This is a genomic window from Anaerocolumna jejuensis DSM 15929 (genome assembly GCF_900142215.1).
Classification (GTDB): Bacteria; Bacillota; Clostridia; order Lachnospirales; family Lachnospiraceae; genus Anaerocolumna; species Anaerocolumna jejuensis.
This window is the reverse complement of the sequence record NZ_FRAC01000035.1, coordinates 1-22,045: the sequence shown is the minus strand read 5'-3', so window position 1 is coordinate 22,045 and position 22,045 is coordinate 1. Positions and strand designations below refer to the sequence as shown.

Annotated in this window: 19 protein-coding genes; 18 read left to right on the top strand and 1 reads right to left on the bottom strand. The window is 36.2% G+C overall.

Annotated elements, in window-relative coordinates:
• Positions 1-23 precede the first annotated feature (23 nt).
• From BUB77_RS25180 to BUB77_RS25085, 18 genes are all read left to right on the top strand, one after another.
• Positions 24-1,076: a sugar phosphate nucleotidyltransferase gene (locus BUB77_RS25180; RefSeq protein WP_330392691.1), complete on the top strand. Its 1,053-nt coding sequence runs from the start codon at positions 24-26 to the stop codon at positions 1,074-1,076.
• Positions 1,069-1,713: an acetyltransferase gene (locus BUB77_RS25175; RefSeq protein ID WP_073279941.1), complete on the top strand. Its 645-nt coding sequence runs from the start codon at positions 1,069-1,071 to the stop codon at positions 1,711-1,713. The genes BUB77_RS25180 and BUB77_RS25175 overlap by 8 nt, the downstream gene beginning before the upstream one ends.
• Entirely contained in the window at positions 1,710-2,705 is a 996-nt protein-coding gene (neuB, locus tag BUB77_RS25170) for an N-acetylneuraminate synthase (protein WP_073279940.1), read from the top strand. Before BUB77_RS25175 ends, neuB begins: the two co-directional genes overlap by 4 nt.
• A complete protein-coding gene (gene neuC, locus BUB77_RS25165) occupies positions 2,702-3,865 on the top strand; it encodes a UDP-N-acetylglucosamine 2-epimerase (RefSeq protein ID WP_073279939.1) in 1,164 nt (387 codons plus the stop codon). The genes neuB and neuC overlap by 4 nt, the downstream gene beginning before the upstream one ends.
• A gap of 1 nt (position 3,866) precedes the next feature.
• On the top strand, positions 3,867-4,844 hold the full coding sequence (locus tag BUB77_RS25160) for a Gfo/Idh/MocA family protein (protein WP_073279938.1): 978 nt from the start codon (positions 3,867-3,869) through the stop codon (positions 4,842-4,844).
• A 141-nt stretch (positions 4,845-4,985) separates the two neighbouring features.
• Positions 4,986-5,582, top strand: a complete 597-nt coding sequence (locus tag BUB77_RS25155) for an SDR family NAD(P)-dependent oxidoreductase (RefSeq protein ID WP_084124717.1) — start codon at positions 4,986-4,988, stop codon at positions 5,580-5,582.
• Between the two features lie 32 nt (positions 5,583-5,614).
• A complete protein-coding gene (locus BUB77_RS25150) occupies positions 5,615-6,613 on the top strand; it encodes a Gfo/Idh/MocA family protein (protein WP_242962583.1) in 999 nt (332 codons plus the stop codon).
• Between the two features lies 1 nt (position 6,614).
• On the top strand, positions 6,615-7,379 hold the full coding sequence (locus tag BUB77_RS25145; protein ID WP_073279936.1) for an acylneuraminate cytidylyltransferase family protein: 765 nt from the start codon (positions 6,615-6,617) through the stop codon (positions 7,377-7,379).
• 240 nt (positions 7,380-7,619) lie between these two features.
• Complete coding sequence (locus tag BUB77_RS25140) at positions 7,620-8,729, top strand: glycosyltransferase (RefSeq protein WP_073279935.1); 1,110 nt, start codon at positions 7,620-7,622, stop codon at positions 8,727-8,729.
• 253 nt (positions 8,730-8,982) lie between these two features.
• A complete protein-coding gene (locus BUB77_RS25135; RefSeq protein ID WP_170866747.1) occupies positions 8,983-9,978 on the top strand; it encodes a glycosyltransferase family protein in 996 nt (331 codons plus the stop codon).
• Positions 9,979-10,110: 132 nt separating this feature from the next.
• Complete coding sequence (locus BUB77_RS25130; RefSeq protein ID WP_073279975.1) at positions 10,111-10,494, top strand: DUF8042 domain-containing protein; 384 nt, start codon at positions 10,111-10,113, stop codon at positions 10,492-10,494.
• Between the two features lie 685 nt (positions 10,495-11,179).
• Positions 11,180-12,202 (top strand): glycosyltransferase family 2 protein, encoded by a 1,023-nt coding sequence (locus BUB77_RS25125; RefSeq protein ID WP_073279933.1) that lies wholly within the window; start codon positions 11,180-11,182, stop codon positions 12,200-12,202.
• A 143-nt stretch (positions 12,203-12,345) separates the two neighbouring features.
• Entirely contained in the window at positions 12,346-12,789 is a 444-nt protein-coding gene (gene lspA / locus BUB77_RS25120) for a signal peptidase II (protein ID WP_073279932.1), read from the top strand.
• 535 nt (positions 12,790-13,324) lie between these two features.
• Positions 13,325-14,716, top strand: coding sequence for a group II intron reverse transcriptase/maturase (ltrA, locus tag BUB77_RS25105; protein WP_073279930.1), 1,392 nt, complete (start codon positions 13,325-13,327; stop codon positions 14,714-14,716).
• 1,057 nt (positions 14,717-15,773) lie between these two features.
• On the top strand, positions 15,774-16,490 hold the full coding sequence (locus tag BUB77_RS25100; protein WP_073279929.1) for a LytR/AlgR family response regulator transcription factor: 717 nt from the start codon (positions 15,774-15,776) through the stop codon (positions 16,488-16,490).
• An 82-nt stretch (positions 16,491-16,572) separates the two neighbouring features.
• Positions 16,573-17,070, top strand: coding sequence for an RNA polymerase sigma factor (locus tag BUB77_RS25095; protein ID WP_073279928.1), 498 nt, complete (start codon positions 16,573-16,575; stop codon positions 17,068-17,070).
• 1 nt (position 17,071) lies between these two features.
• Positions 17,072-18,508, top strand: a complete 1,437-nt coding sequence (locus tag BUB77_RS25090) for a hypothetical protein (RefSeq protein ID WP_073279927.1) — start codon at positions 17,072-17,074, stop codon at positions 18,506-18,508.
• A gap of 241 nt (positions 18,509-18,749) precedes the next feature.
• A complete protein-coding gene (locus BUB77_RS25085; protein ID WP_073279926.1) occupies positions 18,750-19,889 on the top strand; it encodes a SpoIID/LytB domain-containing protein in 1,140 nt (379 codons plus the stop codon).
• 83 nt (positions 19,890-19,972) lie between these two features.
• Here the strand turns inward: BUB77_RS25085 and BUB77_RS25080 are convergent, their stop codons facing one another.
• Positions 19,973-21,589: a CTP synthase gene (locus BUB77_RS25080; protein ID WP_073279925.1), complete on the bottom strand. Its 1,617-nt coding sequence runs from the start codon at positions 21,587-21,589 to the stop codon at positions 19,973-19,975.
• Between the last annotated feature and the right edge of the window lie 456 nt (positions 21,590-22,045).

The following is a 22,045-nucleotide window of genomic DNA, read 5'->3' as shown; positions in this document are numbered from 1 at the left end:
GGTAACAATGTGAAAAGAGGTGAATGGCACTGAATATAAAGGAATTTCTTATCGGTGAAGAATGTACGATGCTGGAAGCAATGGGGTTATTAGATAAAGTGGCAATGAAAATTTTGTTTGTTGCTGGCTCTTCTGGGTTAATTGCTACAATAACAGATGGTGATATAAGAAGATGGATATTGAAAAAGGGAAATCTTGACGCCAGGGTTAAGGACATTGCCAATTATCATCCTGTTTATATATTTGAAAATGAAAAAGCAAAAGCAAAAGAAAAAATGCTCGAATGCGGTATAGAGGCACTGCCTGTAGTGGATAAAAACAGACAGATTGTAACAATACTCTTTTTAAATGAGAAAGAGATAAGGAACAGAAGAGAAATTGATGTTCCTGTCATCATTATGGCAGGCGGCTTGGGAACCAGACTCTACCCGTATACAAAAATATTACCAAAGCCGTTAATACCTATTGGTGATCTGCCAATTGCGGAACACATCATTAATCGGTTTAATGATGCGGGGTGTCATAATTTCTATATGGTTCTTAATCATAAAAAAAATATGGTTAAAGCTTATTTTAATGATATAGAAAAGGATTATGCCCTAACATACATTGATGAAAATACACCTCTCGGTACAGGAGGAGGATTAAGTCTCCTGAGAGGGAAGATTAATAGTACTTTCGTATTGTCAAATTGCGACATCCTTATTGAAGAAGATTACGGAAAAATATATGATTTTCACATACAGGAGAAAAACCTGATTACTATGGTTTGTTCGTTAAAAAATATAAAAATACCATATGGAGTTATTGAGATAAATAAGAATGGTGAAATAGAAAGCATGAAAGAGAAGCCAGAGCTTTCGTTCTTTACTAATACGGGTATGTATATTGTAGAACCTAAGGTTATTGAAGAACTTGAGGATGATAAAGTGATTGGTTTTCCTGATTTAATTGAAAAATATAAAAACAATGGGGAAAAAATCGGAGTTTATCCCATCAGTGAGTATGCATGGATGGATATGGGACAACCGGAAGAGATGGAAGAAATGCGAAAAAGGTTGGAACGGGATGAATGATAAAATATTATTAGTTGGCGGCGGTGGACATTGTAAATCAGTTTTGGATAGTTTGCTTATTCGGGAGCAATATTCTGAAATTGGCATCATTGACCTAAAGGAAAATATAGGTAAAGATATTTTAAGCGTAAAGATTATAGGCAGTGATGATGATCTGAAAAGGCTATATTATTACGGATATCATTATGCATTTGTCAGCCTGGGTAGTGTCGGTAATCCCTTAAAGCGGGTTGAACTGTTTGACCTATTGCAAAGGATTGGCTTTCGTATTCCCAATATCATAGATCCTTCCGCAGTCATTAGTCGGAATGTAACCCTTGAAAATGGTATTTATATTGGGAAAAATGCGGTAATAAATGTAGGAACCTCCATTAAAAAGGGTTCAATTATTAACACCTCTTCTACTTTGGAACATGATTGCTGTATCGACAAGTTTGTACATGTTGCTCCAGGTGCAGTTCTGTGTGGAAATGTCTATGTTGGAGAAAATACACATATTGGTGCCAGAAGTGTAGTCAAGCAAATGGTAAATATCGGAAATGACACGATGATTGGTATGGGGAGCGTGGTATTAAAGAATATAGGGAATGGAATAACTGCATATGGTAATCCATGTAAGGAGGTTGACTTGATTTGAGAACATATATTATAGCAGAAGCAGGTGTGAATCATAACGGTTGTATGGAAATAGCCAAACAGTTGGTGGATGCTGCAAAGGAAGCCGGTGCGGATTGCATTAAATTCCAGACATATAAGACTGAAAATATTGTTTCCAGATTAGCAACAAAGGCAGAATACCAGAAATTGTACACTACTGCTGACGAAACTCAATTTGATATGTTAAAAAAGCTGGAATTTTCCTATGAAGCTTTTATTGAATTAAGAAATTATTGTGATTTAAAAGATATTGAATTTTTATCTACTGCTTTTGACTTGGAAAGTATTGATTTTCTACAAAATCTTGGCATCAACAAATGGAAAATACCCTCAGGTGATATTACGAATCTTCCGTTCTTATTAAAAATAGCAAAGTTAAATAAATCAGTTATTATATCTACTGGTATGAGTGATATGAGGGACATCCGTGCTGCTATAAACATTCTGGAGGAAAATGGGACAAAGGATATTACTATTCTTCATTGTACAACAGAGTACCCGACCCCCTATGAAGATGTAAATCTTAACGCTATGCTTACCATTCAAAGAGAGTTCTGCTTGCCGGTAGGTTATTCTGATCACACTAAAGGAATCGAGGTACCGATAGCAGCAGTTGCATTAGGTGCATCTGTCATAGAAAAGCATTTTACGCTTGATAAAAATATGGAGGGGCCGGATCATAAAGCGAGCTTAAATCCAGATGAACTAAAAGCTATGGTTAACGCAATAAGAAATATCGAATGTTCCTTAGGAAATGGTGAAAAGGTATTAGCAAAGTCAGAAATTAAAAATATAGGGATTGCAAGGAAAAGCATTACTGCAAAATGCAGTATTGTGAAAGGTGAGTTTTTTACAGAAGATAATCTGACTGTAAAACGTCCTGGAAGTGGAATAAGCCCCATGCATTGGTTTCAGGTACTTGGACAGGCGGCTATAAGAGATTTTAAAGAAGATGAGTTGATAGAATTATGAAGAAGATATGTGTAGTAACAGCCACTAGAGCAGAATATGGTTTACTTAAGCCGATTATCAAAAAATTGATGCTGGTACAGGAATTTGATGTGCATGTAGTTGCAACTGGAGCACATTTGTCATCAGAATTTGGATTTACTTATCAGGAAATTGAAAAAGACGGGATATCAATTGATGAAAAAATTGAAATCCTGTTAGATACAGACACGCCATCTGCAATTTCCAAATCAATGGCTTTGGCAATGATTGGTTTTGCTTCCTATTTTGAGAGGATGAAGCCGAATAATGTTATTGTATTAGGTGATCGTTATGAAACATTAGCAATCTGCATTGCGGCAATGAATGAGAGAATTCCTATCACACATCTTTATGGTGGAGAGATAACAGAAGGAGCAATAGATGATTCAATCCGGCATGCAATTACGAAATTAAGTTATCTGCATTTTACAAGTACGGAGGAATATCGTAACAGAGTAATTCAATTAGGGGAACAGCCTGATCGGGTTTTTTGCGTAGGAGCAATTGGGATAGAGAACATACTCAATGAGACATTACTTACAAAGGCTGAATTACAAGAGGCAATTAATTTTTCCTTAGAAAGAAATTATGCTATGATTACTTTTCATCCGGTAACATTGGAGAATAACAGTGCTCATGATCAGTTTCAGGCATTACTTCAGGCTTGCAGGAAGCATAGTGAATTAAAGTATATTTTTACGAAGGCAAATGCCGATACTAATGGACGAATTATTAATCAGATGATTGATGAGTTTATAGTGCAAAACGAGAATGCCATTGCCTTTTCTTCTATGGGAGTGACAAGATATTTAAGTGCTTTAAAGTATTGTTCAATGGTAATCGGTAATTCCTCAAGTGGTTTACTTGAAGCACCAAGCTTTCGAATACCAACAATTAATATAGGTGACCGGCAAAAAGGCAGACTACAAGCTTCTAGTATTATAAATTGCAGTCCCCTGGAAAATGAAATCGCTGAAACTATGGATATGGCCTTAAGCGAAGAATTTCAACATATCGTAGTAAATACAATAAATCCATACGGGGATGGCAATACTTCGGATAAGATTATAAGGGAGCTAAAGACATTTTTTTCAAAACCAGCTAACCTAAAGAAAAAATTTTATGATTGCAAGGTGATTTGATATGAAGGTAGTAATTATTGGACTTGGTTCCATGGGAAAGAGAAGAATCCGCCTTATCAGAAAATATGATAGTACAATAATTATGATAGGCATAGACTCTAATAGTGACCGCAGGGAAGCTAGTCAGGATGAATATAATATTTTGACCTATTCCTGCTTAGAGGAAGTAATTGGAGTAACAGAAATAGATTGTGCATTTATATGTACTGCACCGCTTTCACATCACAAAATTATAACCAGCTGCTTAGAAAACGGTATTCATGTTTTTTCGGAGTTGAATTTAGTATCCGATGGATATGATAAAAATATTGCCCTTGCCAAAGAGAAGAATTTATTATTGTTTTTATCATCTACGTTTTTATATCGTGAGGAGGTAAAGAAAATAAAATCCATAGTTGAAAAATCCGGTTGCCTTTTGAATTATACATATCATATCGGCCAGTATTTGCCTGATTGGCATCCATGGGAGAATTACAAAAACTTTTTTGTGGATAATATACGCTCTAATGGTTGCCGTGAAATATTTGCAATAGAGTTGCCATGGTTACTGGAAGTATTTGGTGAGATTGTAACTATTGATGTAGCGAAGAGTAAGATAAGCAGTTTGGATATTAATTATAATGATAATTATATGGTTATTCTACAACATAGTTCAGGGCATAAAGGAACGCTGGCGGTTGATATTGTATCCCGTAAAGCAGTAAGAAATTTGGAGGTATTTGGCGAACACGAGTATCTAAGCTGGGATGGGACTCCTACTGGTTTATTTCAATACAATTTTATTACGAATGAGAATGCGAACATTGAATTATATGATGAAATAGATAGATTGGAAAATTATAATAAATTTGTAATAGAAAATGCTTATTTGAACGAGATAATATCATTTTTTGATACCCTTCAGAATAGAACTCATCCTATTTATAACTTTGACAAGGATAAGGAAATACTTAATATTATAGATAGAATTGAAGCTTAGTATGATGTCAGTTGACAGGATGGGCTGCTTTCAACTTCTCAAAGAATCATCAACAGGTGAGAAAGCACCGTCTAATAAGGGAGTATATTTTAAATTGATGCTAAAATATAATAAAAATAATAGCCGTTAGATAATTTAAAAATTGATATCGGTAACAAATTGGTTTTTGAGCAAGCTGATTTTACAAATGAAGAATCCACTTTAAAAATGATCAAGAGAATAACAGAAAAATATGGTGAGATATCACATGTCGTTCATTTGTCCTCTGTAAGAGTTGAGAATATTAAATTTAAAAATACAAATTGGGATTCTTATAATACAGCTTATAATATACAAGTTCGATCGATTTATATTATATTAAAAGAATTACTACCATATATGGAAAAGGACAAATATGGTAAGATTGTCCTTATGTTAAGTTCATGTACAATAAATGAACCACCCAAATACTGGAGTGATTATGTAACAAACAAATATGCTTTATTGGGATTTATGAAAGCTTTAGCTGCAGAATATGTGCATAAAAAAATCAATATTAATGCCATATCTCCCTCTATGATCGAAACACAATTCTTGCAGAATATACCGGATATTATGATTGAGAAAAACGCTGCATTAAGTCCACTGAAAAGAAATGCACAAGTTCAGGATATAGTACCTTTGATAAAATTTTTATTATCAGATGAAGCAAGCTATATTACTGGACAAAATATAGCAATAACTGGTGGGAATAGATAAGTTATGCAAAATTTAGATGGAAATAACAGTTAATGGAAAGAGATTGTATTGAGAAAACTTTCAAAATAAAGGATTGGAATAATATGAATATGACTTATAAAATAGGTATGATTGGAATGGGTTCTATTGGTAATAGGCATTTAAAAAATGTATTAATGCTTTTGCAAAAAAAAAACAGGTCATTTTGTATTGATATCATTAGAAGTGGAAAAGGTAATCCAATTAATAAAGATATAATGCAATTCATTGATAACATATATTATAATTATGAAGATGCGCCTTCTAACTATGATATTATTTTTATAACAAATCCTACCTTTATGCATTATGAGACAATAAAACAGTTTGTTTCCAAGACTAAGCATATGTTTATTGAGAAGCCAGTGTTTGAATCTATAAATGTATCATTAGATACATTACATCTAAAAGAGAATAGTATTTATTATGTTGCTTGTCCGTTACGATATACTAAAGTAATTCAATATTTAAAGCAAAATATAAAATTAGGAGATGTATTTAGTGTTAGAGTAATCTGCTCTAGTTACTTGCCTGAGTGGAGGCAAGATCAAGATTATCGTGATACCTACAGTGCACATATTGATCAAGGCGGTGGTGTTTCAATAGACCTGATTCATGAGTGGGATTATATTTACTATTTATTTGGACAACCTAGGAATGTTATGAATATAAAAGGAAAGTTTTCAAACCTTGAAATTGATAGTGATGATTTATCAATTTATATTGCAGATTATGTCACTATGGCAGTAGAAGTACATTTGGATTATTTCGGACGAAAAAATTCACGAGAAATTCAGATATTTACTGAAGATGATACTATAGTAGGTGATTTGGTTAATAGTGAAGTGCATTTTTTGAAAAGCGGACAAAGAATTCAGTTCAATGAAGAAAGAAATGGTTTTCAGATTAAAGAAATAGAACACTTTTTTGATATTATTGATGGAAAAGAAATGAATGACAATGATATAAATCATGGTCTGAAAATTTTAAATATTGTTATGGGAGATAAATAAAATGAAGATACTTTTTACAATATGTGGGAGAGCGGGTTCTAAAGGAATTAAAAATAAGAATATCATAGATTTTTTAGAATATCCGTTACCTTTTTATACGGTGTCTGTCATAGAACTATATAAAAAGCAGAACCCTGATCTGTATTGTGATGTTGTTCTCAATACAGATAGTAAAGAGCTTATGGATTTGTTTACAAACAAATTAAATTTTTCAGTTGATATTATTGAAAGAAAAGAAAACCTTGGTTTAGATAATACACCGAAAATTGAAGTTATAAAGAACTGTTATGAGGTAATGAAAAATAAGAAGTTAATTGATTATGATCTAGTTGTAGATTTAGATATAACTTCGCCATTAAGAACTGTATCAGATGTCAGTAATCTTATTAATATGAAATTAGATGATGGTGCTACTGATATTGTTTTTTCTGTGACAGCTTCAAGAAGGAATCCATATTTTAATATGGTAAAAAAAACAGATCATGGTTATGGGCGTGTTATCACATCGGATTATAACGCAAGACAGGAAGCACCTGAGGTATTTGATATGAATGCATCACTATATGCATATTCACCCGATTTCCTTGTGCAGAGAAAAGGAATATTTGATGGAAAATGTGAAGCTATCGTAATGCAGGATACAGCTGTCCTGGATTTGGATCATGAGAGTGATTTAGAATTAATGCAGGTAATTGCTGAATTTTTATATAGAAAGCAAGTTGAATATGGAGAAGTAAGAGAAAATATAATGAACATTTTAAAATAGTAGCATAAAATAATTTAGCAATAACGAATTACATATGTAATACCAACAGATTTTAGAGCTAATTATTGCAGCAATACATGATTTTGAATCTATTCAGTATATATTAATATGGCAGTTGCTACAATTTGATTTTAATAAGAAATATGAAGATTAACAGAACAGCTTCATGAAAGTGTAGGAAAATAAGATTGCTATCTATAGGATAATTGTACAAAAGTAAGATTTTATTAGGAGAAAGCAATGAATCAAATAAGTCTATGCATGATTGTTAAAAATGAAGAAAGCACTCTAGAGCTTTGTCTTTCTAGCATAGCTCCATTTGTTGATGAAATAATTATAATAGATACAGGGTCTGAGGATAGGACAAAGGAAATTTCTTTTAGGTATACGGATAAGGTATATGACTATGTCTGGAAAAACGATTTTGCAGCAGCACGCAACTATTCGATTCATAAGGCAGAGAATGAATATATACTAATTCTTGACAGTGATGAGATTGTAGAAAGCGTCGATATGGATAGCATAAAGGAGCTCATCGCGAAAAATATGAATAAAATCGGACGCCTTTTGCGTATCAGTGAATTTACAACCCAGGGAATTTCACATAAATTTCGAGAAAGGATAAACAGGTTATTTTCTAAAAGATATTATCATTATGAAGGAATTATACATGAACAAGTAATGCCAGGCGGTTCAGAAAAGGAAGAGGCAGATACAGAGGATAAGAAAGTTCTTCAATTGAATCAAGGAACTGCCATTTATGATAGCTCGTATCATATTCCACTGACAATCCGTCATTCCGGTTATGAAGGTGCTCTTAACGTCAGAAAGAAAAAGACGGAAAGGAATATCACTCTCCTAACTGCTTCCTTACAGCAGCAGCCGGATGATCCATATCTTCTTTATCAGTTAGGAAAGAGCTATTATATGGAAGAAGATTATGAAAATTCCTATAAATTTCTTGGGCAGGCGTTATATGCCGATTTGGATGTAAGATTGGAGTATGTCCGTGATTTGGTAGAGAGCTATGGGTATTCAATGATTAATTCAGGACAATATGAAGAAGCTCTTCAGATGCTGAATATTTATGATATATTTGCCTATTCAGCCGATTTTATCTTTTTGATAGCGTTAATCTTAATGAATAACGGAAGATTTCAGGAAGCAATTCAAGAGTTCTTGAAAGCGGCAGAAAAGCCTGAGTGTAAGATAGAAGGCGTAAATGATTATCTGGCGTATTATAATATTGGCGTAATATATGAATGTTTGGGGGAGAAGGAAGAAGCAAAAAGGAATTATATGAAATGTAAGGACTATGATCTTGCTATACTACGCTTAAGTGAAATTTAAGGTGAAAAAAGGTTTGTAAAGATTCGAATGAAATCGGAAAGTGAATTAGGGTATAAAGAAAAAAATGATTGTAAATAAAACAATAAATAAACTTATCTTATTCAAAAACAATATCGAAACCCTTGGTTACTTTTCCGAACAGATGGCAAAGACCTTTAGGAAGCTGGGTTATGAGGTATATATTTTTGATTATGATTTTTTACAACAAGGAATAATTGACCTAATCTGGTTTTGTGAGCAAGGAAAGACTGCTATGATAACTTTTAATTTTATTGGTATTGGTAAAGATGAGGACTTTATAATGGAAGATGGAGAACTTCTATGGAATCAGAGAGAAGTTCTCTGCTTTAATATTCTGGTGGACCACCCTTTTTATTATGACAAGGATTTTGAGAATTTGCCGGATTATTATAAAATGTTTTGTATTGACAATGATCATGTGAATTACGTCAAGAGGTTTTATAAAAAGGTAAAGTCGGTTGAGTTTCTGCCTTTGGCAGGAACAGAAATAGACAGTGACTATATACCCTTTTATAAAAGGAAATTTGATATTATATTTACCGGAAATTACACTCCGCCAACTACGTTTGAAAAATATATTAATCGGATTGATGATGAATATGCAGCTTTTTATTGGCGCATAGTCAATGAGTTAATGACCAATACGGATATGCCTATGGATAAAGCTATGGAAAAATACATACGCCTTGAGATACCTGATGCCAGTGAGGAAGACTTAAAAGAAGGGATGGCAGCTATGATTTTTATTGATTTATATGTACGATTTCATTTTCGGGGACAGGTTATTAAGAGTTTGGTAGACAACGGATATATTGTCCATGTCTTTGGAAAGGGTTGGGATATGCTGCCATGTATTCATCCTGAAAATCTTATTCGCCATGGATCCATAAATTCTTATGAGTGCATTTGCAATATGAAGAATACAAAAATCTCACTAAATATTATGCCATGGTTTAAAAATGGTGGGCATGACAGAATCTTTAATTCAATGTTAAGCAAGTCAGTCTGTGTTACCGATGAAAGTGAGTTTATAAAAAATAAATATGTAGAAGGGCAGGATTATATAAAGTATTCCTTATCCAGAATAAATGAACTACCAGATAAAATAGAAAAGATTCTATGTGATAGGAAAGGTAGTGCCGAAATTGCACAAAATGGGTATATAAAAACGAAATTCGCACATACATGGAAACATAGAGCTGAAGAATTAGCCAAGTTGTTGAATTAGAATAAAGTATACATTATTATATGAAGTTGCCCTATTTCCAGTAGGTAATTTATCCGATATAAAAGATATATTATAATCTAAAGGAGGAAATCATGTATTAAATATTTGAAAATATAGTACATGGTAAATAATATGCAGGAAGAATCATTAAAGATAAAGCAATTGGAGGCATTGGAGGAACTTTATCATTATTCACAAAAACTCATTCCGGCAATAGAAACGGTCAGTGGTGAGCTGAGGGGAAACGGACAAGAGGATACTGACGAATACCTGAAATCTATTTTAAATGGAATCAACTGGATAATAGAAGTGCTGAATCGTACAATGGATTTGGTTAATGTGGGAGAAGTGATCATTGATAAGGAAAAAATAAATTTAGTTATTCATGATTTAGGAGAAGCTATCAAAGGAAAAAATGATGAAATGATAGCAGAGGCACTTACTAAGGAGGTGCTTCCTTTTATTGTAGATTCAAGTATTAGAGCTGCTGTTTTAACAAATCAAATATTAAATTAGAAAGATTTATAATATTTTTATACATTATTAAAAGAAGGAAGGTATCATCTTAAAGATTCTGTTGCTAGAGAAGAATGGATGCTATACGCTAACTTATAAAAGTTAATTATAAAGAGAGTCTGTCATAAACCGTCTAGTGGAAAAGGGGTTTTTAGGGCATCCCCACCCTAAAAACCCCTACTAATAAAGATTTGACCAGAACGGTCTGATAAATAGATAACTGTGCTATTTTTTTTAGAGAGAAGTAATATTAATAGCTCCAGTTGATAGATAGGAGCAAGTTTTACTTGCTATGTATGTATTATAACACGATAATTATAACTGTACAATATTGGTAAACCGACGATAATTTACAAAATACTTGTGCATTATGATAACCATTAATTTACATTCGGTAAGCAAAATAGGGCAAAAGCACTAGAAGTTTTTGCTAATTTATTTTAAGCTTTATAGGCATTTTCAACAAGGCAGATTTAACCTTATCAAAATTGTCAGTATTTCCAAGTGTTTATGTCACATTGCAGAAATATAGTATAAAATAAATTAAAATGTCGATTGCAATTATATACAAAAAGAGAAATTTATAAATAGGCTATGTCATTGTATAAAATGTACAGATAAATGGAATTTTATTAGAATATTTGACGAATCTAAGTATTTAATGACATCTATAATGGAGGCAGCTATGATAACTGTAAGTGCTTGCATGATTGTAAAAAACGAAGAAAGAGTCTTGGCTAGATGCCTTGACAGCCTGAAAGGTCTGGTGGATGAAATTATACTCGTAGACACCGGTTCCACTGATGGTACAAAGGAAATCGCTAAGAAATATAACTGCAAAATTTATGATTTCAAATGGATCGATGATTTCGCTGCCGCCAGAAATTTTTCTTTTTCAAAGGCAGCCATGGATTATATATTTGTTGCGGATGCGGATGAAGTTATTGATGAAGTTAACAGAGAAAAATTTCTTACACTGAAACAACATTTGATACCGGAAATTGATATTATTCAGATGATGTATGCGAATCAGCTGGAGTTTAATACTACTTATAATTTTGATAAGGAATACAGGCCTAAACTCTTTAAAAGACTTCGTCAGTTCACCTGGACAGATCCAATTCATGAAACAGTTATGCTGGACCCTGTTGTATACGATAGTGAGATTGAAATCCTTCATATGCCGGAAAATAATCATGCTGTTAGAGATTTTGACATCTTTCAGCGGCTGATACAGAAAGGAACTGCTTTTTCGGAAAAACTAATAAGTATGTATGCCAGAGAGCTTTTTATTGCAGGAGAAGATAAGGATTTTTTGACAGCGGAGTCTTTCTTTACCGGTCTTCTGGAGCAGGAGGTTTCCGAGGAGGTTATAAAACTTATTCAATGTATACTGGTTCGCTGCGGACGTATAAAAAACGATTCTGAACTAATACTAAGATATGCCCTGAAAAATATAGCAACCGGCAAAGCAAGTGCTGAAGTGTGCTATGAGGTTGGAGAGTATTTTTATAATAAGGATAATATAAAGGAAGCAGTTATTTGGTATATGAATGCTGCATTTGAAACAGATGCAGAGCTGAATATCCATTACAATAAGGAGCTGCCCTTGGAAAAAATTGCCCTGTGCTATGAAAAGGCCGGAAATACAGAAGAGGCAAATAACTACAGAGAGCAGGCAGCTGCGCTTCGGGAAAGCTTAATGTAGGCAGTGTATTTATTACGAAAAAGCAGGTTATTTCTGAATATTTCTTAAATCCAATCATATCTCTTGATGTACATGTAAAAATTTACTATAATAAGATAAGAGAAGTAGGAAATTAACTTGTTTGCAGGTACAGGAGGAGTCTTATGTTTTATTTGATTTTAATCGCAGTAATATTTCTGACAGAATGGAAGATAAAAAATTACATTGAGAAGAATAAAGAAATGCATAAAAAAGAGGAAATCCTGAACGGCAATATTGTGATAGAACGTTATCATAATAAGGGTGCCATGCTGAATTTCCTTGAAAATGATGTAAAGACGGTTAAAACAATATCACTGACCTTATTGGGAGTTTTACTGCTGATTTTTGTCCTTGTTTTGCCAAAGAAAGGGGACAAACTTCTTAAAGTGGCATTATCCTTTATACTTGGGGGAGCTCTGAGCAATGTTTATGACCGTTTTACCAGAGGATATGTAGTTGATTATTTTAGCTTCAAGTTTCTGAAGAAGATAGTTTTTAACATTTCAGATATCTGCATTTTTCTTGGATCAGCATTAGCAGCAATACGGTCACTTTTTAAGAAATGATGCATGATATTCAATTGAATGATTTGCAGGATATTTGTTGGCTCTGTGTATAAAGTCGGGGTGGGATTCTATGAATTCCACCCCGTTGCTGTGTGCGCCCGGCGGCGCACGTTTCTAACCGGTGCAAGTCCGGAATCCGCCCGGTAGTGGGAAGGATATAGCCGAAGGCAAGGGTGTCCATCGTGAGGTGGAATCTGAAGGAAGCCGGATACTGGGAACATACTAACCAGTGGGCAAATCTCTGGTCTGACGAACAGAAATCACATCAGGCTATGCATGAGGGTAAGGCTGCACACCAAGTCGAAGCCCGATAACTACACGGAATCATGTATGGTAAATGTGGCAGATGGATGGAGAGAAAGAAACGTGTGGTACCCGGGGAGGTCTGTATGAAATGCTCTGAAAGGAGTAACCACCGTACAAGGAAACGAGGCGGTGCTGAACATGCAGAAGTCAGCAGAGGTCATAGTAGCCGAGAGGTGAAGGACCAAATCAATAGGAGTCTTTAGTACAACTGGGAAAGGAGGAAGGACAAATGGATGCAGAAAACGCAGAAAGCTGCTTACAAAAGAATAGTGCGGAACAGGAAGGATATGTGAGAGCGCATCGCTCCTTCAACCGGATATGGAAGGAAAGGGACAGTGCACAGTCGGAACTTTTGGAGAAGATACTGTATAAGGATAACCTTAACAGAGCTTTCAAGAGAGTAAAGGCAAACAAGGGAGCACCGGGAATTGACGGGATTACCGTCGATGAAGTAGGTGCCTATCTTCGGGAGAATCAGAAAGCCATTATCGAGAGAATCTATTCGGGGAAATATACACCTGACCCGGTAAGGAGAAAAGAAATCCCTAAACCAGATGGTGGAATACGAAAGCTAGGTATTCCAACAGTCAAAGACCGTATATTCCAACAGGCCATTACGCAACAGCTCATGCCAATCTATGAGCCGTTGTTCTCAGACAGTAGTTGTGGTTATCGTCCGGGAAGAAGTGCAAAGGATGCCATTATAAAGGTAAAAGAGTATGCAGAACAAGGATACACTCATGCAGTAGCATTGGATTTGACCAAGTATTTCGATACTCTAAACCACGAGATGCTTCTAAATATCTTGCGTAGAAATGTAAAGGATGAGCGAGTGATTCAGTGGGTTAAAAGGTACCTTAAAAGTGGTGTCATGGAAAATGGTGTAGTCATGGAGACAGAGGAGGGTTCGCCGCAGGGCGGGAATATCTCACCACTATTAGCGAATATCTATCTGAATGAATTTGACCAGGAATTCCAAGAAAGAGGAGTGGCATTTGTTCGCTATGCAGACGACATTGTATTGCTTGCAAAGAGTGACAGAGCCGCAAAACGACTTCTGGAATCAAGCACGAAATATCTAGAGGGAAAACTTAAACTAAAAGTAAACCAGGAGAAAAGCCGTGTGGTCAGTGTATTTGCAATTCGAAATTTTAAATACCTTGGCTTTACATTGGGAAAGAACGGAAAGGGCATTTATGTCCGTGTTCATGTAAAGTCATGGAAGAAGATGAAGTCAAAGCTGAAAGAGCTTAGTTCCCGAAGGTCTGTTCAAAGCATACGTCTTTCCTTAGAGAAGATAAAGGTGTATATGCGTGGATGGCTGAATTATTATGGGATTGCAGATATGAAGAATCGAATAGATGACCTCAACAAGTGGCTATATCACAGAATCCGCATGTGCATATGGAAACAATGGAAGAAGCCTAAGACGAAGGTAAGAAATCTGTTAAGGATGGGAGTACCGGAGGATTTAGCGTGGCAGGCAGGCAACAGTCGCAGAGGGTATTGGTTTACGACACATACGGTTGCAATAAACATGGCAATGACAAAAGAAAGACTGATAAACAGTGGCTTCTATGATTTAGCCACAGCCTATCAGTCTGTGCACGTCAACTATTGAACGCGCCGTGTACCGAACGATATGCACGGTGCGGTGAGAGGACGGGAGCTAATCACTCCCTCCTACTCGATTGTAGAGCTATTCTTATCTTGGTCTGTGTTAATGGTCGAGGGTATCCCAAATTCTCCTAATTCTATGAGCAGATAACTGATTTTGAAAATTCATTGATTTCAATATCAAGGTTTTTTTGAATACCTCCTTACTGCCAAAGTTATAACTATTCTTATAAAGGTCTAAGCCAATGGTTTGAAGGAATACTTAGAATTCTGTTTCATTAATGTAACTGTAGCTATTCTTATAAAGGTCTGGGCCAATGGTTTGAAGGAATATTTAGAATTCTGTTTCATTATTGTATTTGTAGCTATTCTTATAAAGATCTTAACCAATGGTTTGGAAGGAATACTTAGAATTCTATTTCATTAATGTAACTGTAGCTATTCTTATAAAAGTCTGGGCCAATGGTTTGGAAGGAATCCTTAGAATTTCATTTCATTAATGTAACTGTAGCTATTCTTATAAAAGTCTGGGCCAATGGTTTGGAAGGAAACCTCAGAATATCGTTTCATCATCGTATTTGTAGCTAATCTTATATAGGTCTGCCAATAGTTAGGGAGAGATTTTTTGAATCTCTCCCTAATGCTGTATTCAGGTCCAATTCAGAGTTTTTCTATAAAAATCCCATTTCAAAATATATAAATATATAAAATAAACAGAAATTAAATCATAATGAGAATTTATAGCGAATAATGATATAACATTTGTAAATTAAAGTAATAATTTGCTATAATCATAATATGGTATCTATACCCAAATATTTATAAAATTATAAAGTTATAATGCTATAAAAATATATAAGTATAAGAACTTGAGAATATAAGAGCATGAGAGTATGAAAACATGGAGCATGAGAATATGAGAGCATGAAAACATGTGAGTATAAGGATATGAAATCATGAGAATATGAGGATATGAAAATATGAAAACATGAGAATATGAAAAAATGAGAGTATAAGAGGAGAGGCAAGGTTACAAAGAGTAGTGCAAGGGGGGAGCTTGAATGGTAAGTATTGCTATTTGCGGTAGTGACAGTGCCAGTAATGCCCGGATTGAAAATATAATTGAAAGTGAGTGCAGTAAATATAATATTAATATCGGGATAGATATGTTCTATAGCGGGGAGGCTCTGGAGAAAGGTCTGTTGATGGGAGAAAGGTATGACCTGTTATATCTTGATATTTCTATGACAGAAAAAGGGGGAATCAGGACAGTAAAGCGTATCAGGCGGATGGATGAACATGCCCTGATTATTTGCGTGTCCGAACATGAAAAGGATTTGGCAGAGTTATTCCGGTTCAATGTTTTTGATTTTGTAAAAAGGCCCATGAAGGAAGAGGATTTTATAATAAGCTTTCTGGCTGCTTATGAGAGAATATGTAATGAGAAGATTTATTATCATTATCGTTACAAGAATGCTGAATATAAGGTATTAAGCAGCGAAATCCTATATTTTGAGAGCAGGGGCAGACAGATACATATGCATCTTTTGGATAAAAAGGTGGAAGTATTCAATGCAAAGCTGGATCAGGTAGCGACCCAGTTAGAGTGTGGAAAGATACCTTTTTTGCGGATTCATAAGTCATATCTGGTCAATTATCATCAGGTTAAGGCTTATTCCAAGACAAAGTTAGTGATGTTAAATGGGCAGGAACTGCGGATCAGTGAGGAACGGCAAAAAGACGTTGAGATTATTTATAGCCGGCTGCTTGGAGACTAAAAATGAAAATTTTGGAACGTCAAGTGTCACCTTTTCTATGAACCAAACGTTATTTAAATAGAATGAGGAAAGGAGTATTAAGATGGGCTTAATCAATCAAATTGCCAAGGGGGATATGGGGGCCCTGGAAGACCTTTATAATGAGCATAAGACCTATGTATTTCATATCGCCCTGACAATTTTAAGAGATACGTATCTGGCAGAGGACGCGGCGCAGGAAACTTTTATAAGAATTCAGAACAATGCCGGGAAGTACCGGTTCGGAATAAGTGAAAAGGCCTGGATTACTGCAATTGCCAGAAACATAGCAATTGATATGCTTAGAAAGCGCAAATATGAAGTGGTGAGAGAGGAACAGGAGCTGGAAGAACAGCCGGTATTTCCGGAAGATAAGCTGGAGTTCCTGTCAATCATTCAGGTCCTTGATGAAACAGACAGGGAAATTGTATGCATGCGGATTATAACTGGCCTTAAGCACAGGGAAATAGCGCAGATATTAAAGCTTAATACCAATACTGTAAAGAAAAGGTACGAGAGAGCATTAGGAAAGCTTGCAAATGGTATGAAGGAGGTTGGATGATATGAAAAATAAAGATATTGAAAAGCAATTAAAGACGTTGGCGGATAAAATGCCGGAACCGGAGTTTAAGCTGACTTATGATATGCCGGAAAAGAAAAATTATTACCGAAAAGGGAGAATGGCAGTCAAGGCTGCTTTGACATTTGCTGTTATCGGATTGTTTTTGTTCGGTGGAGTTTGTACGGTAAATGCAGAGTTCAGGGACTATGTTTTTAATCTGCTGAAGATAAATACGGTGGATGAAGCTCCGGTGATGGATAAAGGGAAAGAGCAGGAAATGACTGGGGAGAAAGTCATTAATGACCAGCCCCGGGATATCAGGCTGACGGCAGTTAAGAATATGGATGATATACTTACAGTGCATTATATCGAATCGGATAGTTATATTACCAATTGGGATGGATTATTTTATTATAAGGATATAAACGGTGTAAGGAAATTCTATAAGGCCGCAGGTGAAGAATTTATTCCAGTGGACTTAAAGAAGCTGGACCGTACGGTAGAGGTCAAGGGAATAAAGGGCAGGCTTGATTACAGCTATTATGTAGAGGATTCTTCCGTTATTCTGTACCAAAACGAAGCCCATAATACGGTGCTAAGTGATGGAAGAGAGGCTGCATTTGAATTAATCAAGGGAAAGAATGGCAGGGTCTATCTTCAGGTGTCAGTGAATCCTCAGGTAGGAAGCTGGGCATATCCGGTAAGATATAATCCGGAAACCGGAGAAACGGAAGATTTTCTTGAAGGTATCCGTTTAAACGGCGTAGAAATTTCGGACTTACCAGTATTAATGAACTGGATATTAGTAGATGATAATTATGCAATCGTAACAGCAGGAGCCAGGGAAGGCGAAAAAGAGCTGTACCTTGTTGATATTAAAGAAAAATCAATAAAAGAAATTAAGGCTGTCACAGGACTTACCGATGTTTGGGGTGCGAAAATACTTGAAAATAAACTATTTGTTTTCACAGGTGATCCGGACAGTTTTAATTATATCAGTTATGACCTTGATACAGGGGAGAAGAAGGTTATTTATGAGGGAATTGCAAAATGGACAGAGGGCTCTAAAGCTGATTACAGCGTAAGCTTTACCGGCGGACGCTATGATTTGGTGAAGAAGGACGGGAAGATATACCTTTCAGATGAACTTAATGGCCAGTTAAGTGAAATAGAAGGCATTACGGATAAATTTCTCTCAGGACCACTTATTAATGATGCAGGGGATAAGATTATCGTAAGCAATTTTGAAGATGGATTTATGAAGCAGATTGGTATACTTGATGTAAATAAGAACGTCTTTTACCTATTTGATAGAAGAGAAGATTCGGATATTGAGGAATATGGTATAGGCTGGAGGGATAATACGATATTTTCTATTGATGGTGCCAACGTAAAACAAAATAAATATTTTGTCAGCTTATATCTGCTGAAAGAGTAAAAAGACAGAATAAATCAGTACAGGAACAGAATAACTAAGTAAATTTGACAAAAGTCTACGTAAATATGACACCACTTTCATTATGGTAAAAAATGGTGATATAGTATGGTAACAGGATATATCCGCTGGAGTTTTAATTGAATGGCAACAGCAGAAGGGAGGGGAGCCTTATTCAGGATATATCTGTGTTACAAGGAAACTGATACTGTATTAACATTGAGAGGAAAGGGGTAAAAATACTATGAAAAAGATTTTTGTAACAGGACTTGTTATTTGCTCGCTATTGATACACGTACCAGCCGTATCCGCAGATACTGAAAATATTGCGGACAGTACAGGGCTGGAGGTTATCAGGGAGTACTTTGAACTGGTCAATAATAAGGAACAGGAGCTCATACCGGGAATTCTCAGCAGTGCCTATGCAGAGGATACGGCAGCATTCTATTCCAATGGGGAAAATAAGGAAAATCAGGTCGGAATATTTAATATTGATACTGCCGTGGTTGATGATGCTGTTGCCATCAGCAATGACTCCTCCAGTGCATCGGTAAACTTAAACGCATATGAAGGAACGTCAGGCCTTAGCCTTTATTTTGTCAAAGCCAATTTAAAGGTAACTTCTTCCGATGAATATTTCATGGATGGTATTAACTACTTTTACTTTGTTACAGGCATCGATAACGGGCAGACCAGGATACTTGAATTTTCAGTTCCTACATATGAGGAAGTAAAGCAATTAGAGTCTAATCAGAAGGATGCTGCGGAATATATACAGGATAAGGAAATGAATAAAGAGGACATTGTCATTACTCCCTATTCTTATGATGCTCCCGTAAGCGATGTTACATCCAATCCTTCAACGATCTCTGTACTCCGTAAGTCCAGCGGCAAGGTGGATAAAGTTAATTTTAAGACCTATTGCAAGGTTGTTACCAGCTGTGAGGTCGGTTATTCCACCTGGAAAAGTGATGCTCTTAAGGCAAGTGCCATGGCTATAAAAAATTACGGAATACAAAGAACCCATAAGCAGAAGCATCCTGGCGAGGGCTGTGATGTATATGATACCCAGGCAGACCAGGTATATAATCCGGATAAAACGAGGCTTACGGAGTGTGACACTGCCGTAGATGATATCTATAATTATTTTATGTATGACAGCGGTACCAAATTGTTCCCTGGTTTTCATGTGGCAAATGTCAATGTAAGTAAGTATGCCTCCAAAAATGGAGGGATTCTTTCACAGGAAGGCAGCAGAGACCTGGCGAAGAATGGAAGTACCTGGAAGGATATTCTGCATAACTATTATGACAAGGTATCCGGCACCAGTTATTATAACAGTGAAGTAGCTACCGGAAAGATTCAGATTACAGAGCATAAATAAATAGATATAATTCTTATAGCAAAAAAGGCAGCTGGCGGTGTAAACCAAACCAGCTGCCTTTATTGCTCTTATTTATCTTATTTTTAGTGTATTTGTTCTTCCTGGTATTTAATTGCTGCCCCCACAAATCCGTTAAATAGGGGATGGGGTCTGTTAGGCCTGGACTTAAATTCCGGATGGGCCTGGGTGGCTATAAACCAGGGATGGGTCGTCAATTCCATCATTTCCACAATGCGTCCGTCAGGTGATAAGCCGGATAATTTAATACCGCCGCGTATAAAGTCTTCGCGGTAATAATTATTTACTTCATAGCGGTGTCTGTGGCGTTCGTGAATGATCTTATCACCATAAAGACCAAAGGCCTTACTGGATTCATCCAAAACGCAGGGGTAAGAGCCAAGTCTTAAGGTTCCGCCGATGTCCTCGATACCATCCTGCTCCGGCATCAGATGAATTACCGGATGGGTAGTAGCCGGATCCAGTTCTACACTATGAGCGTCTGCAAAGCCGATGACATTACGGGATATTTCAACAATGGCAAGCTGCATGCCAAGGCAAAGTCCTAAGAAAGGTATGTTATTTTCACGGGCATAACGTATTGCAGAGATTTTTCCTTCAATTCCCCTGTCACCGAAGCCGCCGGGAACTAAAATGCCGCTTACTCCTTCTAAAATTCCGGCTGCATTTTCATCCGTTAAAGTTTCGGAAGGAATCCACTTTATGTTGACGGAAGCCCTGTGAGGAACGGCACCGTGTTTTAAGGATTCTACAACGCTGATGTAAGCATCGTGAAGCTGGGTATATTTTCCGACTAAAGCGATGGTAACTTCCTTTTCGGGATGTTTAAGGGCATCCACCATGCTTTCCCAGGCAGTTAAATCAGGTGTGGGACATTCAAGACCGAGACATTCACAGGCGATATTGGCAAGATGCTCCTTTTCCATGGCAAGTGGAGCTTCGTATAGTGTTTCAACATCAAGATTCTGGATAACATGATTACTGGGAACATTACAGAATAAAGCTATTTTTTCCTTGATTCCGGGTTCTAAGGGAAGCTCGGTACGGCATACAATAATATCCGGGCGGATACCCATACCTTGAAGTTCTTTTACACTGGCCTGAGTGGGCTTGGTTTTCATTTCACCGGAAGCTCTTAAATAAGGGATTAAGGTTACATGGATTAGAAGGGAATTCTCACGGCCGACATCATGCTGGAATTGGCGGATTGCCTCTAAAAAAGGCTGGCTTTCGATGTCACCTACAGTACCGCCGACTTCAATAATGGCAATTTGAGTGTCCTTGCATCCATCATTGTGATAGAAGCGGTTTTTAATTTCGTTTGTGATATGAGGGATGACCTGAACGGTTCCTCCGCCGAAATCTCCCCTGCGTTCCTTGGAAAGCACGGACCAGTAAATTTTACCGGTAGTCACATTGGATTTCTTGGTAAGGCTTTCATCTATGAAACGCTCATAATGCCCTAAGTCCAAATCCGTTTCGGCACCATCATCTGTTACAAATACTTCACCATGCTGAATGGGGTTCATGGTGCCCGGGTCGATATTTATATAAGGATCGAACTTCTGCATGGTAACCTTATAGCCCCGTTCCTTTAATAACCTACCTAAAGAAGCAGCGGTTATACCCTTGCCTAGACCTGAAACAACACCACCGGTAACAAAAACATACTTGACACCCATTACATGATTCCTCCTTTGATATTTGAATAATGTATTATACACCCTGCCTATAATGAAAAACGCCTTAAAGAGTCGATGTTACCTGTTATCCATCGTTTTAAGGCATTGTGCTAATTTTAAACAATCACCAGCTATTATACTATCATTGCCTGAAGAAATCCAGTACAAATTTCAAAAAAGTAAAAAAACTTCATAGTTTTTTAATTTATAGAAGAAAAATTTCATGACATACGTATTGATTTATGCGGGAACTCACATTATAATGAATTGTAGCTTTCAAGACATTTTTCATATTTGGCTTCTTACTGTGTGCTTTAGCACGCATACAAAATCAGGGAGATTAAAAGATTTATCTTTCATTCTTGCTCCCATTGCATACCGCAGACAGGTCAGCGGTACTGCCATAAATAATGGAGTGTGAAAGCGTTTTTCTTTCACACTTGCTCCCATTGCATA